This window comes from Nitrospira sp., from assembly GCA_029194675.1.
GTDB lineage: Bacteria > Nitrospirota > Nitrospiria > Nitrospirales > Nitrospiraceae > Nitrospira_D.
The window spans coordinates 1217846-1233718 of sequence record JARFXP010000002.1 but is presented as its reverse complement, the minus strand read 5'-3'; the positions used below and the strand labels follow the sequence as shown (position 1 = coordinate 1233718).

Here is a 15873-nt window from a genome sequence, read left to right as displayed (position 1 = left end):
AAGGCTGAACGCATCTGACTTTTTCCCTTGTTTTTGAACATATTCTCACCAGCGATCACCCCCGCATTAGATTGACAGGAGTGACCATAGGCGCATGTCCATCAACGGCGCGACGATGATTTGGCAGATCTGCATCTACGGGTTAGGTGTAGGCCTTGTGATTGTCGTCATGTTGGGATTCCCAGCGTTGCTTGGTGAGCGTCACTGGAAGAAATCCGAACGGCGATCCGAAAGCGCGACCGTCATTCCCTATGAATCTGGTATTAGGCCGACCGGCAACGCTCAAGTTCGCCCGCCGGTGCAGTATTACTTGGTCGCCATGTTCTTCGTCATTTTCGATGTTGAGGCGGCTTTTCTTTATGCCTGGGCGATAGCCGTGCCGGAAACCGGCTGGCTTGGCTTTGTTGAAGTGACGATCTTTGTCGCTATTCTTTTGGCGGCCCTCGCCTATTTATGGATCACTGGAGCGCTGGACTGGAATGCACAGTATCAACGGTCGCCTGTCCATCGCCTCCGTATAGCAAAGATCAAGGAGCGGCGCGATGACAGGGTGGCGTAATGGAAGGCTTGAGGGTGTGCGCACGAAAGACGGCGGCGACGGCTCGTTGACTTCCGTTGTCGGTCAGTCTGTCCTCTTCGCCAGACTTCAAGATCTACTGGCATGGGGACGAACGAATTCACTCTGGCCGTTGAACTTCGGCCTATCTTGCTGTTTCGTCGAAATGGCCACGAGTCTGACCAGCGTATACGACGTTGCCCGGTTTGGCGCAGAAGTTGTACGAGGATCGCCACGCCAGGCCGACGTGTTGGTCGTGTCTGGAACGGTGTTCATGAAGGTCGCTCCGGTCATCAAGCAGCTGTACGAACAGATGATGGAGCCGCGTTGGGTGATCTCGATGGGATCCTGTGCAAATTCTGGAGGCATGTTCGACGCCTACTCAGTCGTACAGGGTGTCGACAAATTCCTGCCGGTGGACGTCTATATGCCAGGGTGCCCTCCGTCACCGCATGCCTTTATGGAATGCCTTCTGCTCCTACAGAACAAGGTCGCATCGGAGCGCCGGCCGTTGAGCTGGTGGTTCGGTCCGCAAGAGGTCCAGAAACCCATTATGCCATCGATGCGGGATGAGAAACGAGAGGAGCGGACTCGTCAGCGAGAATATCCTGCCATCGATGTGTTACCTCGGACCGATCTGCTGTCCCCTCACTTTGCAGGACAATCAGTCGACCCTTCGAATCCGAAATCATGACCCCACGATCGTCAGCCATGAAAGATATTTCGACGGGTGAACGGACCGGAGTGGTGGCGGAGCTTGAAGGTCGCTTCGGTTCGGAAGGATTTCTGACAGCAGTGCAACACACAAAGGACGAGATTCCGACGATTTGGATCGAGAAGAACCGTCTGCCTGAGACGCTCCGCTATCTAAAATCTGAAATTCCTCGTCCTTTTTCCATGCTGTTCGACTTGAGTGCGACGGATGAACGGCTACGTCGGCACCATGAAGGATTGCCGATCAGTGTCTTTACCGTCTTCTATCACCTCTTTTCATTTGATCGGAACCAATCGATCCGCATCAAAGTGCCGCTCAACGGTGAGACCCTTTCACTCCCGTCGATCGTCGATCTGTGGCCCAACGCCGATTGGTACGAGCGAGAGATCTACGACATGTTCGGCATTCAATTCGATGGTCACCCATTTCTCCGGCGTCTCCTCATGCCTCCCTGGTGGGAGGGTCATCCGCTTCGCAAGGATCATCCCGCGCGTGGGACAGAGATGGGTCGGTTCCAATTTCCGCCGGAGAAGCTCGTCATGACGCAGGAAGCGCTGCAATTCAAGCCCGAGGAGTGGGGCTTGTCCCGCACACATCACGACCCGGACTTCGACTATATGTTCATCAATCTCGGCCCTGCCCATACCGGCACACACGGCGTCCTCCGGCTCGTGACACAGCTCGCGGGTGAAGAAATCATCAACATCGTGCCTGATATCGGGTTCCACCATCGAGCCCAGGAAAAAATCGCCGAACGGCAGACGTGGCATACGTTCATTCCCTATACCGACCGTGTGGACTACCTCCAGGGCGTGCTGAACGAGATGCCGTACTGCCTCTCGGTCGAACGGCTGGCTGGCATTGAAGTGCCGACACGAGCACAAACCATCCGCGTCATGATGTCCGAATTCTATCGGCTCGCCAGCCATCTCGTCTGGTACGGCACCTTTGCGCAGGATGTCGGCGCCTTGTCTCCGGTCTTTTATATGTTCAACGATCGGGAGCGAATCCATGCGATCACAGAAGCGATTTGCGGTGGCCGTATGCATCCGAACTGGTTCCGCATCGGCGGAGTCGCGCAGGATCTCCCGATTGGGTGGGACAAACTGGTTCATCAGTTCGTCGAATGGTTTCCAAGCCGACTCGATCAGTACGAACGCCTCGTGATGGACAACCCGATTTTCAAAGAGCGGACCGTCGGGATCGGTGCGTTTTCACTCGAAGACGCCATCGCCTGGGGCGCCACCGGTCCGATGTTGCGTGCTTGCGGCTTGCCTTGGGATTTGCGCAAGGTTCGTCCTTACTCCGGCTATGATCAGTTCGACTTTGAAGTCCCGGTCGCTTCAAACGGGGATTGTTACGATCGAGCGGTGGTGCACGTCTTGGAGATGCGCCAGTCGCTGCGGATTATTCGCCAGTGCCTCGACTCCATGCCGACCGGTTCCTATAAGTCACTCGATCCGCTCGCGACCCCGCCGCTGAAGGAGCGCACGATGCACGATATCGAAATGCTCATCCATCATTTTTTAGGGGTGAGTTGGGGGCCGGTGCTCCCACCCGGCGAGGCGGAAGTTCCCACGGAATCGTCAAAAGGCCAGACCAGTTATTACTTGACGAGTGATGGGGCTCAGGTCTCGTACCGAACGAGAATCCGCACCCCCTCGTTCGCACACATTCAGATGGTGCCGCTCATCGCGCGTGGCGAACTGTTGTCGGACCTCTTAGCCGTGCTCGGAAGTATGGATTACGTGTTGTCGGATGTGGATCGGTGAAAATGTCTATCTTGTCTGTCTGGTCGTCTGGTCTGTCTCGTCCGAACCACAAGATAGACCAGACAGACGAAATAGACGAGATCGACCAATTTTATGCTGACCGACACTGAACGCCGCGAGCTTGAAGAGGCACTGAAACACTACCCCGACAAACGGGCGGGCGCCATCGACGCCCTGCTCATCGTACAGCGGCGACGTAGGTGGATCTCGGATGATTCGCTCCTCGACATTGCGCAATTCCTCGGTATGACGGGCGAGGACGTCGACAGCATCGCGACGTTCTACAACCTCATCTTTCGCAAACCCGTCGGTCGGCATATGGCCTTCATTTGCGACAGTATCAGTTGTTGGATCATGGGGTACGAACAGGTTCGCGCTCAGATCCAGAAAAGCTATGAAATCGAACTGGGGCAGACGACGCGCGACGGGCGCCTGACATTCCTGCCGATCGCGTGTTTGGGACATTGCGAACGGGCGCCGGCAATGATGATCGATCAGGATCTGTACGGCAACGTCACGCCCGAGAAAGTTGAAACCATCGTGGAGAAGTACGAATAGAGTCAGGTGGCAAATTATGAGCTGTTGGTTCTTAGTTTTCGCTTAGAAAAACCCAAGACGACGAACTCAGGACCTCACGCTAATCAACATGGAACGTCCACTCACTCAGTACATCCATCCAGACGGCACCCCGCGATTGCTGGGGGAATACGTCAAAGCCGGTGGGTATCGCAGCCTACACACGCTCGCCGCGGGGATCGCGCCTCAAGATTTGCAACGGCTCGTCGCCGAAGCAGGACTGCGGGGCAGGGGTGGGGCTGGGTTTCCAACCGCCAGTAAGTGGAGCTTCGTGCCGATGGGGTCCGATGCGCCGAAACCGAAGTATATCGTCGCGAATGCCGACGAAATGGAACCGGGCACGTTTAAGGATCGTGTCCTCTTGGAGGGTGAGCCTCATGGCCTCGTGGAAAGCATGATCATCGCCGGCTATGCTTTAGAAGCGGAGGTCGGCTTCATTTTTCTGCGCGGGGAATATCATCGGTCTGCAGAGCGACTGACCCAAGCCATTGCGGAGGCCTATGCGGAAGGGTATCTCGGCAAGCCTCTTCCTGGGACAACATTTTGCTTTGACCTCCATCTCCATGCCAGCGCGGGCCGTTACATCTGTGGAGAGGAAACGGCGCTGCTCAATGCGCTGGAAGGCAAACGAGCGATTCCTCGAGCGAAACCTCCATATCCACAGACAGTCGGCTTGTGGGGGCAACCGACGATCGTGCAGAACGTCGAGACGTTATACAACCTTCCTCAGATCGTGAACCATGGCTCTGCTTGGTATCACGGTTTGAGCCGTAGTAAGGACGGCGGCACAAAAATCTACGGGATAAGCGGTCGCGTCACGCATCCTGGATGGTGGGAATTGCCGCTCGGCACGACGGCACGTGAGTTATTGGAACAGCACGCCGGCGGGATGTTCAATGGGGTGAGCTTCCGGGGCTTGTTACCCGGCGGCGCTTCCACGGCATTTCTGACCCAGGAACACCTCGATCTCCCCATGGACTATTCTTCGATCCCGCCCCAGGTCGGCCGCCTCGGAACCGGCACCATGATCGTGCTTGACGACCAAACCTGCCCAGTGGGGTTCGTGCTGAATTTAGAAAAGTTTTTTGCTCGTGAATCCTGCGGGTGGTGTACGCCTTGCCGGGAAGGATTGCCGTGGGTGGCGCGGATACTTGAGTCCTTCGAGGAAGGACTCGCCACCGATGATGATCTGGCGCTGCTGGAGATGCATGCCAAGGTGCTCGGTCCCGGTCATACATTCTGTGCTCTCGCGCCCGGTGCGATGGCCCCGTTGCAATCGGCATTGAAATACTTTCGCGACGACTTCGAACGGCATATCAGCTTGGGGCGATGTCCCTGGAGTAACAAGCCCACGCAACTGAGGGTCCTGGTCTAATTGTATGGCTTCCATCATTGTCGATAACCGGGCCTACAGGGTCGATGAACGGCAAAATTTGCTCGCCGCCTGCCTCGGAATCGGGCTGAACCTGCCGTACTTTTGCTGGCACCCGGCGATGGGATCAGTCGGTGCCTGCCGTCAGTGCGCCGTCAAACAGTTCAAAGACGAACAGGATCGCTGCGGACAGCTGGTGATGGCCTGCATGACTCCGGCTTCCGACGGCACTCGTGTTTCGATCGACGATCCCGAAGCGAAAGCCTTTCGCGCTTCGGTCATTGAGTTGCTCATGGTGAATCATCCCCACGACTGCCCGGTGTGTGACGAAGGAGGGGAGTGTCATCTGCAAGACATGACGGTCATGACAGGGCATGTTTACCGTCGCTACCGGTTTCCTAAACGGACTCATCGTAATCAGGATCTCGGCCCTTTCATTAGGCACGAGATGAACCGGTGCATCCAATGCTACCGCTGCGTACGATTCTACCGAGACCACGCGGGCGGGCGAGACCTCAATGTCTTCGGTGCGCATGACGCACTCTACTTCGGCAGGGAACGGGACGGGACGTTGGAGAATGAATTCAGCGGGAATCTCGTGGAGGTCTGTCCTACCGGAGTCTTCACCGACAAAACCTTGTTCCATCACTATACGAGGAAGTGGGACCTCCAATCAGCCCAATCGATCTGCCCTCATTGCAGCCTTGGCTGCAACACCACTGCGAGTGAACGCTACGGCATTCTGCGTCGGGTCATGAATCGGTTTAACAGTCAAGTAAACGGGTACTTTCTTTGCGATCGAGGCCGATTCGGCTACGGGTATGTCAACAGTGACAACCGGATCAAGCGAGCCCTGTCGCGGCCGGAACTCGACCGCACCAAGCCGGCAAAGCCGGAAGGAGTGCCGCAAATCCTCGGGGTCGCAGCGGACCGCTTACGACGCGCTCGCGGGACCGTTGGAATCGGCTCGCCTCGTGCCTCGCTAGAGGCCAATGTGGCGCTTCGTTCATTGGTCGGGCCGCATCAGTTTTTTCTTGGGATTGATGAGCGCGAACACAAGCTCCTTTCCACCATTCTCACCATTCTTCGGACGGGACCGGTGCCCTCCGCTTCCATTCACGAAGCAGAACAATCAGACGCAGTCCTCGTCCTTGGCGAAGACCTCTTGAACGACGCGCCCCGATTGGCGCTCGCCCTTCTGCAGTCAGTCCGACAACAACCGATGGAACGAGTCGATGAACTGAAAATACCTCGATGGGACGAGGCGGCGGTGCGTAACGCTATGCAAGACAGGCGAGGTCCTCTGTTCGTGGCCGGCTATCGGCGCACCTGGTTCCATGATTATGCGACGGAAACTTATTTCGGCGCACCAGACAACATCGCACGACTAGGATTCGCCGTCGCTGGAACAATCGGAAATGATGCGCCGTCCGTTCAGGATCTCACCAACGAGGTGCGCGACCTCGCTCAGCGCATCGCCGACGCACTGACCCACGCGAAGCGGCCGCTGATCATCGCCGGCACGGGAAGCGGCTCCCACGCGACGATCGAAGCTGCTGCCAATGTCGCGTGGGCCTTGCACCAGAGAGGAAAGCAGCCGCGTCTCAGTTTCGTTCTCCCGGATTGTAATAGCTTAGGTCTCGTGTTGCTGGGCGGCGAAAGTTTGAATGGAGCGTTCGACTCGATCAGTCAGGGAAAGGCCGATACGGTCATCGTGCTGGAGAACGACCTGTACCGACGCACGGAGCAGGCAAAAGTCGATGCCTTCTTTGATGCCGCAAAAACAGTCATTGTGATCGATTCCCTCGAGCATTGCACGACGGAGCATGCCGATGTGCTGCTGCCGGCTGCCACATACTCGGAATCCGATGGAACACTCGTGAATCAAGAAGGGCGGGCCCAGCGGTTCTACCAAGTGTTTGTACCGGATGGTGACGTCACGGAAAGTTGGCGGTGGCTGAGAGATCTCGCCCGTGCGGCATCACAGGAGACCGATGGCGTATCCGGAGTGGCGACCTGGCGCAACCTCGACGATGCGGTCTCCGCGACAGCAGCGGCTGTTCCTGAGCTGGCACGGATTGGAGAGGTGGCACCGTCCGCCGGTTTTCGTGTAGCGGGCCAAAAAGTTCCGCGGCAGCCGGATCGGTATAGCGGGCGCACGTCTATGTTGTCCCATCTGACTGTCCACGAGCCTCCGCCCCCAACCGACCCCGATACTCCGCTGGCCTTTTCAATGGAAGGGTACCGAGGACCGGTTCCCTCACCGCTGATTCCACAATTCTGGGCTCCCGGATGGAATTCCATCCAAGCCTTGAACAAATACCAAGCCGAAGTCGGCGGTCCGCTGCGTGATGAAATGCCAGGTCTGCGGCTGATCGAGCCGGTGGCGACGAAGGCGCCCTTTTGGTTCACCGCCATTCCGCGTCCTTTTCAGTCTACCCCGCATCGATGGCTGCTCTTGCCGCTGTCAGCGGTTTTTGGGAGCGACGAGCTCAGTAATCAATCTCCGGCGATCGCTGAACGGATTTCAGAACCGTTCGTGGCTTTGCATCCATCAGATGGAGCGCGGCTAAGCCTTGAAGACAGAATCACGATTGAATTGGCGTTGCAGGGAACGACCTATCGCCTTGCCGTGCACTTCGACCCTTCGATACCGGCCGGCACTGCAGGCCTATCCCTTGTACCTGATGTATCTGGGGGGAAATTGCCGGCGTGGATCGATCTGTCTGAGGCGATCAAGACCGGACGGAAGCGGAGGGTCGCGTGATCGATTGGAGCCGCACCGCGCTGACGATCGTCGTCATCCTCGGTGGGGTTCTCACGCTGGCGGGGTTGCTGATCTGGGTTGAACGTCGACTGCTGGGAATCTGGCAGGAACGGTACGGACCCAACCGTGTAGGGCCCGGCGGTCTCCTACAATCACTCGCGGATATGATCAAGATGTTCACGAAAGAAGACTGGATTCCGCCCTTCGCGGATAAGGCGGTCTTCGTGCTCACACCGGCCATCGTCGTCATCACCGCATTAATGTCGTTCGCTGTCGTGCCGATCACTCCCGGCTTCGTGGTCGCCGATCTCAACATGGGCATCCTGTTTTTTCTGGCCATGTCGAGCCTTGCCGCCTACAGCGTGATCATCGGAGGGTGGGCATCCAACAGCAAGTTCGCGTTTCTCGGCAGCCTTCGGGCCATCGCGCAACTGTTGAGCTATGAAGTATTTATGGGGCTGTCGTTGATGGGAACTGTGCTCCTGGCAGGGTCGTTCAACCTCAGCGACATTGTGGAAGCGCAACGGCATCTTTGGTTTGTCGTTCCCCAATTTCTTGGTTTTCTAGGTTTTTTTATGGCTGGACTGGCTGAAGCGCATCGCACGCCGTTCGACATGCCGGAAGCGGAAGCGGAGCTGGTCGCGGGCTACCATGCGGAGTACAGCGGAATGAAATTCGGGATGTTTTTTGTCGGCGAATACCTCAGCGTCATCCTGCTATCGGCGATGATCGTGATCCTCTTCTTCGGCGGCTGGCACGGACCTTGGTTGCCGTCGGTGGTGTGGTTTTTCTTGAAGACTGCCGTCTTCATTGTCCTGATCTTCCTCATTCGAGCGACCTGGCCCCGGGTACGTTTTGATCAACTGTTGTCGTTCGGCTGGAAGGTCGTGATGCCGCTCGCATTGATCAATCTCCTTGTTACAGGAGCCGTGGTTCTTTGGAAGGCCGGATGAAGAGGGATCAATGTGTCGCAGTGAGTGTGGGCCACACATTGTGTGAGCGAGGCAGCAGACACTCAGAACAGCCTTACTCATGATGAAAGCTTGGAGATATATACGCGATCTGCTCCTGGGGTTATGGATCGTCTTCAAGCGGACATTTACACAACCTGTCACGGTTCAATATCCGGAAGAACGACCCTATTTGCCTCCACGCTGGCGAGGGCGAATCGTACTGACCCGAGATCCCGACGGAGAAGAACGTTGCGTCGCCTGCCATCTCTGCGCAGTTGCTTGCCCCGTTGATTGCATCGCGCTACAGGCCGCTGAAGATCCGACCGCTCATGAGCGCCGCTACCCGGAATTCTTTCGGATCAATTTTTCGCGCTGCATCTATTGTGGATATTGTGAAGATGCCTGTCCCACCTATGCAATCCAGCTCGTCCCGGATTTTGAACAGAGCGAGTATGCACGTCTAAACATGGTCTATGAGAAGGAAGACCTCTTGATCAGCGGCACCGGCAAGTATCACGGCTATAACTTTTACCGAGTCGCTGGCGTGAAGGTGCGCGATAAAGACAAGGGCCAAGGTGAAAACGAACTCTCACCGGTGGATGTGAGAAGTTTGATGCCATGAAGAAGCGCTGAGCAGGAACCGTCACGGTTCCGAAAACTCAGCACTCAGGACTCAGCACCCAGCACTGATGGGAGCCTATGGAAGTTCTTTTCTACATCGCTGCCGCCGTCACTTTACTGGCGACTGTGCGCGTCATCACACATGTGCATGCCGTCCACGCGCTGCTCTATCTGGTCGTGGCGTTGATCGCGCTGGCTCTGATCTTCTATTTGCTTGGTGCTCAGTTTGCCGCAGCGCTGGAAATCATTATTTACGGCGGTGCCATTATGGTGCTCTTCATTTTTGTGGTGATGCTCTTAGGGCCGCTCGCTGCCGAGCAGGAAAAGAGCTGGCTCACGCCGGGAACATGGGTGGGACCAAGTGTGCTGGCCCTGGTGCTGCTTGGTGAAGTGGGATATCTCATTGCTGCCGGGGATCATCTGCCGATCGACTTCATGGAAACCCGTGAGAAAGGCGTATCCATCATCCTCTATGGGCCCTATGTCATTGGGGTGGAATTAGCTTCGATGCTGTTGCTTCCTGGTCTGATCGGCGCCTATCACTTGGGTCGTCGTGTGCCGAAGGAGTCTCGTTGATGCTCACTACGCATGCGCTGGTGCTGGCCATCATGCTTTTTTGCCTCGGATTGGTCGGTCTCTTGAGTCGACGTAACATTCTCTACATGTTGCTGTCGCTCGAGATCATGCTGAACGCAGCAAGTCTGGCGTTCATTGCCGGGGGAGCTCGCTGGGGACAGGCAGACGGCGAGGTCATGTTTTTGTTCATCCTCACGCTGGCGGCGGCTGAGGTCTCCGTGGCACTCGGTATCGTGCTCCAGCTGTCGTACCGGTTCCAGACATTGGACGCAGATGCTTTCAGCGAGATGAAAGGGTGACAACAATTTTGAGTGTTGAGTTTTTGGTTTTGAGTTTGGCCCGACAACTTAAAACAAAACATTCATAACTAAACACTATGCTTCGTCTGCTTTGGCTTATTCCAGCCCTACCGCTCGCCGGCTTTCTGGTGTTAGCCCTGTTCGGAGAGCGTTTTTCTCGTCGACAGGTCACGTGGGTCGGCTGCGGTTCGGTGGGCACGGCGGCCCTCATCACCGCACTCGTCGGCGCAGCTTTCCTCCGAGGCTTTCCCGATCTTCCTTCCTACCATCAAACGCTGTGGAATTGGATCGACACTTCCGGGATGACCGTCGGAGTCTCTTGGTACCTGGACGCTCTCTCACTCCTTATGGTGGCGGTCGTCACCGGTATTGGTTTTTTGATCCATCTGTACTCGGTCGAATACATGTCCGGCACCGGGGAAGCGGGCGTCTCGGCGCCGGCGGGGCGGGAGGGTGAGGACCATCAAGGGTACTCGCGGTTTTTCGCCTATATGAATCTGTTCGTGGCGGCCATGCTGACGTTGGTGCTGGCAGACAATCTGCTTTTGCTCTACCTCGGCTGGGAAGGTGTGGGGCTGTGCAGCTACCTCTTGATAGGTTTTTGGTATCGCGAACCGGAATACGGTGCCGCCGCGCAGAAGGCCTTTATCGTGACTCGCATCGGAGACACGGCTTTTGCTGTCGGCTTATTCATCCTCTTTACTCAACTGAAAAGCTTGTCGATACAACAGGTCCAGACTTTGGCCGCTGATGCTTGGCCGGTGGGCTCGAACGTTGCCATTATCGTGACCGTTCTATTTTTGGCCGGGGCGGTCGGGAAGTCGGCGCAACTGCCGCTTCAAGTGTGGTTGCCGGACGCGATGGCCGGTCCCACTCCGGTCAGCGCACTCATCCATGCGGCAACGATGGTGACGGCGGGTGTCTACCTCATTGCTCGCATGCATCAACTCTTTGCGCTCGCGCCGCCGGTGCTGGAGGCCGTCGCGGTGATCGGCCTGCTGACCTTGTTGCTCGCTGCTTGCAGCGCGCTCGTTCAACGCGACATCAAAAGGGTGCTCGCCTATTCGACGATGAGCCAGATCGGATATATGTTTCTTGCGCTTGGCGTCGGATCCTGGTCTGCCGCTCTTTTTCACTTTCTGACCCATTCCTGTTTCAAGGCCTTGCTGTTCTTAGCGGCTGGATCCGTCATCCACAGCCTCGGACATGAGCAGGACATTTTCCGGATGGGCGGTCTCCGGCGCCGGCTGCCGTTGACGTTTTGGACATTCCTTCTCGGGGCCGCCGCGATGTCCGGTGTCCCCTTCATCACATCCGGGTTTTACAGCAAGGACTGGATCTTGTGGGCTGCCTGGTCCTCACCCTTGAGCCATCGTTGGATCTGGTTCGGCGCGTTACTCGGGACGCTGCTCACCGGACTCTATAGTTTCCGGTTGATCTTTCGGGTCTTTTTTGGAGAGGTCCGCACGTCACCGAGCGGAGAACCAGGTCTTGCGATGCGTGTTCCTCTGGTGGTGCTGGCTTTCTTCGCTATAACGGTCGGCTTTCTCGAGTTACCTCGCACGCTTGGTGACCTGCCTCTGTTTAGCCGGTACCTGTCCCATGTCCTGCCGGCGATTGAGACAGCACCAGGGATGGATGAGTCGATTGAGGCTCGTGAACAAATCGCCGTCACATTCTCAGCACTGCTCGGGATCGGGCTGGCAGCAGTCCTGTTCCTTCCACGAGCCAACTTCGCTGATCGACTCGCGGGGACATCATTGGGTCGTATGCTGGTGATATTGTGGCAAGGAGGGTGGGGCTTTGATCGAATGTATGACGGACTGATCGTACAGCCGTGGCTCCATCTTACCCGTGAATCAGGTGAGATCATTGACCGGGGTTACGAATCACTAGCTGTTGCAGCTGAATACTTCCATGTTTCGTTGAGTCGAACTCAAACGGGTCACGTCCGCTGGTATGCCGCAACCGTTGCTGTCGGCGCGCTTGTGTTACTCGGTCTTTTTGCGATGTAACAGGATGCTGAAAAAGGCCGCCAGCTTCGTTCTCGCATCGCTCAGAGGCTCAACGTACCGCAGCGTACGCCTCGCCTCTTCGCTCGCTGCGGCCTTGCTGGACGGTCTTTTTGAGCATCCTGGAGTTATTCCGACGTTAGTTCCGAACGGAAACTTCCGGTCATATTTTTGGCATCAACTGAGTGTTTCAGCATCCTGCTAAATCGTATGGTCCTCTGGCTGCTCATACTCATTCCTCTACTGGCCGCGCCACTTGCGTGGATGGTGCAGCAGTGGTCCCGCCACGCCGCTCGCTGGATCGCAATCGGTGCCTTGTCCATCGATCTTTTCCTGGCCCTTCTGCTATGGAGCCAAGACTACCGGTTCCAGGACTCAGGCCACGGTTCATGGCTCTTGGAAAGTCAAACCAGTTGGATTCCCCTGTGGGGCATCAGTCTGCATCTCGGTCTCGATGGTCTCAGTTTGGTGCTCATCCTCTTGACGGCCTTCCTCGGTCTCATCGCTATCGTCGCTTCTTGGACAGAAATCCAAGTTCGGGTCGGATTCTTTCACTGTAACGTACTACTGGTCCTGGGCGGGGTCATCGGGGTTTTCCTAGCGATCGATCTGTTTCTATTTTTTGTCCTCTGGGAAGTTATGCTGGTACCCATGTATCTCCTGATCGCCATCTGGGGACATGAGCAGCGCCGGCACGCCTCGTTCAAGTTCTTCTTGTTTACTCAGGCGGGTAGCCTGCTCCTCCTCGTCGCGATCATCGCCCTGGCGGTACTGCATCAAAATGTGACTGGAAGACCCAGTTTCGACTATGCCGATCTGATGGGACTGGCGCTGAAAAACGAGATGGGCTGGTGGCTGATGCTGGCTTTCTTCATCGGCTTCGCGGTGAAGCTGCCGGCTCCGCCCTTTCATCCGTGGCTGCCTGACACATACACAGAAGCTCCCACCGGCGCGAGTGTCATTCTCGCCGGGCTGTTAGCGAAAACCGGCGCCTATGGATTGCTCCGTTTCACGATCCCGTTGTTTCCAGACGCGATCAATGAGTTCGCCCCCATTGCAATGGGATTCGGCGCGATCGGCATTCTCTACGGGGCTGTGTTGGCCTGTGCCCAAACGGATATCAAACGACTGGTGGCCTACAGCAGCATCAGCCACATGGGTTTCTTCCTGCTCGGCGCCTTCGCAGGGGCGGAATTGGCGCTGCAAGGAGCGGTGATGCAATTGGTGGCACATGGGCTGAGCACCGGCGCTCTCTTCATGTTGGCAGGCGCGCTGCAAGAGCGTCTCCATACGAGGGACATGCGACAGATGGGGGGATTGTGGGGAGCGATTCCACGGGTAGCGGCGATGGCGCTGTTCTTTGCGCTTGCTTCTCTCGGCCTGCCGGGCTTGGCAAATTTTATCGGCGAATTTCTCGTTCTGTTCGGATCCTTTGCTTCCCAGCCATTCTTGACCATCCTGGCATCGATCGGCATGGTCATGGCCGCAATTTATTCCCTTGCCATGATGCAACGCACATTCTTTGGCCGGCAACGGGAAACCCATATTGAACCGGACCTATCGAATATCGCGTTTGGAACATTGCTGCTCATTGCAGCACTACAAGTATGGCTTGGACTCTATCCGAGGCCTCTGTTGACCACCACGATGCCGGTTATGCAAACGCTCGTACAGCCGGCGCCGCCATCATCCAATCTGACTCACCCACCATCGAAATTCTTGCCCTCGTCCAACATCGTCACCTCTCACGTGAGTGCACCGTGACGCTACAAGATTTCATCGCCCTTTCACCCATTCTCGATCTCGGTGCTTTCTCCATTGTGACGATGCTCGTACTCGCCGTCAGACGACACCATGCGACGATCGCCCTCTTATCGTTCGTGTCGTGTCTGCTCACCCTTGCCACTCTGCCCTGGGCGTCGACCTCGACACCGCGAGCCGTGACGGCGTTGCTGATCGTGGATGAGTATGCCTTGTTCTACATGGGACTCTTGCTGAGCGCGACGATGGTCGTCATCTCACTGTCGTACCGATATTTGAAGCTTCATTTCATTGAGCAGGAAGGAGTGGAAGAATACTACCTGCTCCTCTTACTCGCCACCTTCGGCGGACTGGTGCTGACAGCTTCTGCGCACTTGGTGTCCTTTTTTCTCGGGCTCGAACTGCTCGGTGTGTCCCTGTGCAGTTTGATCGGGTATTTACGGACCAGGCGCCGCCCACTCGAAGCAGCTGTGAAATACCTTCTGCTCTCCATATCCGCTTCAGCCTTCCTGCTGTTCGGCATGGCCCTTCTCTATTTCGAAAGCGGCTCCATGACGTTTCGCGGGGTGGGTAGGGTGGTGGAAATGTCGCAAACAGTTCCAGGACTCTGGCTGGGAGGCTTTGTGCTGGTCCTTGTCGGTATCGCATTAAAGCTCGGGCTGGCGCCGTTTCATATGTGGATTCCGGATGTCTACCAGGGAGCCCCGACTCCCATTACGGCTTACATTGCGACGGTGTCCAAGGGAGCGGTCATGGCGCTGCTGCTTCGCTTTGCAACCGATGTGGGGGCTTTGGAAATCGACACCCTTGCACATCTGTTCGGCCTTCTCGCCGTTTCTTCGATGGTCACGGGGAATGTACTCGCGCTGTTCCAACAGAATGTCAAACGGCTCTTGGCCTATTCCTCGATTGCACACTTCGGGTATCTGCTCGTGGCTCTGCTGGCCGGTGGCTCTGCAGCCGCTGAAGCCGTCACCTTCTATGTGGTCGTCTATTGTGTCATGACGTTAGGTGCCTTCGGTGTGGTGACGGTGTACTCAAGCGAACGAGGGGACGCAGAACGTTTCGAGGATTATCGCGGATTGTTTTGGGCTCGTCCCTGGCTGGCCGCCATGTTAACACTGAGCTTGTTGTCCCTGGCCGGTATCCCGGTGACGGCGGGATTCATCGGGAAGTTTTATGCGATTGCAGCCGGTGTTGACGCCGGCCTTTGGTGGCTCGTGATGACGCTGATTGGGAACAGCGTCATCAGCCTGTACTATTATCTTCGATTGATCGTGACGCTGTTCGACGAAGAGCCGACACCAGCCACCATCCCTCAAGGGCGGGCCGTGCAGTCGACCGAGGCAGCAAGTTGGACCGCCGTCTTCTCTCTGGGGCTCGTCGCCTCGATAATTTTGTTGTTAGGAGTCTATCCAGGGCCACTGATGGAGTTAATCCGAGATTCTGTCAGCAACCTGGTCATGGTGGTTGTGCAGAGGCCATGAAGAATCCTGAATTCCGCAGGCGGTTGTTCTTGATGTAGAGTGTGCGGCCAAATTCTCTTATCGGGACCGGAGGTTTGGTTGGACTGCGAAACGGGAAGGTAGGATCTTGTTACGTTCCTCTGTCGCCTTGCTGAACTTACTCAGAAGACGGATATTTTGACCACACAAGATTCTTATTACCTTTATTCCATGCGGGTTTCATTGGCATCGGTGTTGTCTTAATTGCTGACTACTGAGTAATGTCATGCACAGAACAAGATGTGACCCCAATTCATCTTTGGGTCCGTTTGATCTTTCGCGCGCGGGCCTGGATATACAGGCAGCGTTGAGAGAGTATGGTGCGCAAATGCATATGGCATGGTGCGCGAGGACAGTGCCCATTGTTGCTCCAAGGTCTCCTTGAAAT

13 protein-coding genes are annotated in these 15873 nt (G+C 56.3%); all 13 read left to right on the top strand.

All coding sequences use genetic code 11. The annotated features are described in order from the left end of the window. Positions 1–94 precede the first annotated feature (94 nt). A complete protein-coding gene (ndhC, locus tag P0120_14775; GenBank protein ID MDF0675584.1) occupies positions 95–559 on the top strand; it encodes an NADH-quinone oxidoreductase subunit A in 465 nt (154 codons plus the stop codon). Beyond that, on the top strand, positions 543–1250 hold the full coding sequence (locus P0120_14770; protein MDF0675583.1) for an NADH-quinone oxidoreductase subunit B: 708 nt from the start codon (positions 543–545) through the stop codon (positions 1248–1250). The genes ndhC and P0120_14770 overlap by 17 nt, the downstream gene beginning before the upstream one ends. A 17-nt stretch (positions 1251–1267) precedes the next feature. After that, entirely contained in the window at positions 1268–3043 is a 1776-nt protein-coding gene (gene nuoC / locus P0120_14765; GenBank protein ID MDF0675582.1) for an NADH-quinone oxidoreductase subunit C/D, read from the top strand. 93 nt (positions 3044–3136) lie between these two features. Further along, positions 3137–3601 carry an NADH-quinone oxidoreductase subunit NuoE gene (nuoE, locus tag P0120_14760; protein MDF0675581.1) on the top strand — a complete coding sequence of 155 codons (465 nt, stop codon included), beginning with the start codon at positions 3137–3139 and terminating at the stop codon, positions 3599–3601. Positions 3602–3689: 88 nt separating this feature from the next. Continuing rightward, complete coding sequence (gene nuoF / locus P0120_14755; protein MDF0675580.1) at positions 3690–4994, top strand: NADH-quinone oxidoreductase subunit NuoF; 1305 nt, start codon at positions 3690–3692, stop codon at positions 4992–4994. A 4-nt stretch (positions 4995–4998) separates the two neighbouring features. Next, positions 4999–7758, top strand: coding sequence for an NADH-quinone oxidoreductase subunit NuoG (gene nuoG, locus P0120_14750; GenBank protein ID MDF0675579.1), 2760 nt, complete (start codon positions 4999–5001; stop codon positions 7756–7758). Continuing rightward, positions 7755–8711 carry an NADH-quinone oxidoreductase subunit NuoH gene (nuoH, locus tag P0120_14745; protein MDF0675578.1) on the top strand — a complete coding sequence of 319 codons (957 nt, stop codon included), beginning with the start codon at positions 7755–7757 and terminating at the stop codon, positions 8709–8711. The genes nuoG and nuoH overlap by 4 nt, the downstream gene beginning before the upstream one ends. An 82-nt stretch (positions 8712–8793) precedes the next feature. Then, the gene (gene nuoI, locus P0120_14740) at positions 8794–9333 is read left to right on the top strand and encodes an NADH-quinone oxidoreductase subunit NuoI (protein ID MDF0675577.1); all 540 of its coding nucleotides are present in this window, start codon (positions 8794–8796) and stop codon (positions 9331–9333) included. 77 nt (positions 9334–9410) lie between these two features. Next, complete coding sequence (gene nuoJ / locus P0120_14735; GenBank protein MDF0675576.1) at positions 9411–9908, top strand: NADH-quinone oxidoreductase subunit J; 498 nt, start codon at positions 9411–9413, stop codon at positions 9906–9908. Then, positions 9908–10207, top strand: coding sequence for an NADH-quinone oxidoreductase subunit NuoK (gene nuoK / locus P0120_14730; protein ID MDF0675575.1), 300 nt, complete (start codon positions 9908–9910; stop codon positions 10205–10207). Before nuoJ ends, nuoK begins: the two co-directional genes overlap by 1 nt. 77 nt (positions 10208–10284) lie before the next feature. Continuing rightward, positions 10285–12222, top strand: coding sequence for an NADH-quinone oxidoreductase subunit L (nuoL, locus tag P0120_14725; protein ID MDF0675574.1), 1938 nt, complete (start codon positions 10285–10287; stop codon positions 12220–12222). 207 nt (positions 12223–12429) lie between these two features. Then, entirely contained in the window at positions 12430–13983 is a 1554-nt protein-coding gene (locus P0120_14720; GenBank protein MDF0675573.1) for an NADH-quinone oxidoreductase subunit M, read from the top strand. Next, entirely contained in the window at positions 13980–15467 is a 1488-nt protein-coding gene (locus P0120_14715) for an NADH-quinone oxidoreductase subunit N (protein ID MDF0675572.1), read from the top strand. Before P0120_14720 ends, P0120_14715 begins: the two co-directional genes overlap by 4 nt. Positions 15468–15873 lie beyond the last annotated feature (406 nt).

Bases quoted from the DNA above. Each gene is read 5' to 3' on its own strand.
- ndhC (MDF0675584.1), top strand. From the start codon at position 95: ATGTCCATCAACGGCGCGACGATGATTTGGCAGATCTGCATCTACGGG.
- P0120_14770 (MDF0675583.1), top strand. From the start codon at position 543: ATGACAGGGTGGCGTAATGGAAGGCTTGAGGGTGTGCGCACGAAAGAC.
- nuoC (MDF0675582.1), top strand. From the start codon at position 1,268: ATGAAAGATATTTCGACGGGTGAACGGACCGGAGTGGTGGCGGAGCTT.
- nuoE (MDF0675581.1), top strand. From the start codon at position 3,137: ATGCTGACCGACACTGAACGCCGCGAGCTTGAAGAGGCACTGAAACAC.
- nuoF (MDF0675580.1), top strand. From the start codon at position 3,690: ATGGAACGTCCACTCACTCAGTACATCCATCCAGACGGCACCCCGCGA.
- nuoG (MDF0675579.1), top strand. From the start codon at position 4,999: ATGGCTTCCATCATTGTCGATAACCGGGCCTACAGGGTCGATGAACGG.
- nuoI (MDF0675577.1), top strand. From the start codon at position 8,794: ATGAAAGCTTGGAGATATATACGCGATCTGCTCCTGGGGTTATGGATC.
- nuoJ (MDF0675576.1), top strand. From the start codon at position 9,411: ATGGAAGTTCTTTTCTACATCGCTGCCGCCGTCACTTTACTGGCGACT.
- nuoK (MDF0675575.1), top strand. From the start codon at position 9,908: ATGCTCACTACGCATGCGCTGGTGCTGGCCATCATGCTTTTTTGCCTC.
- nuoL (MDF0675574.1), top strand. From the start codon at position 10,285: ATGCTTCGTCTGCTTTGGCTTATTCCAGCCCTACCGCTCGCCGGCTTT.
- P0120_14720 (MDF0675573.1), top strand. From the start codon at position 12,430: ATGGTCCTCTGGCTGCTCATACTCATTCCTCTACTGGCCGCGCCACTT.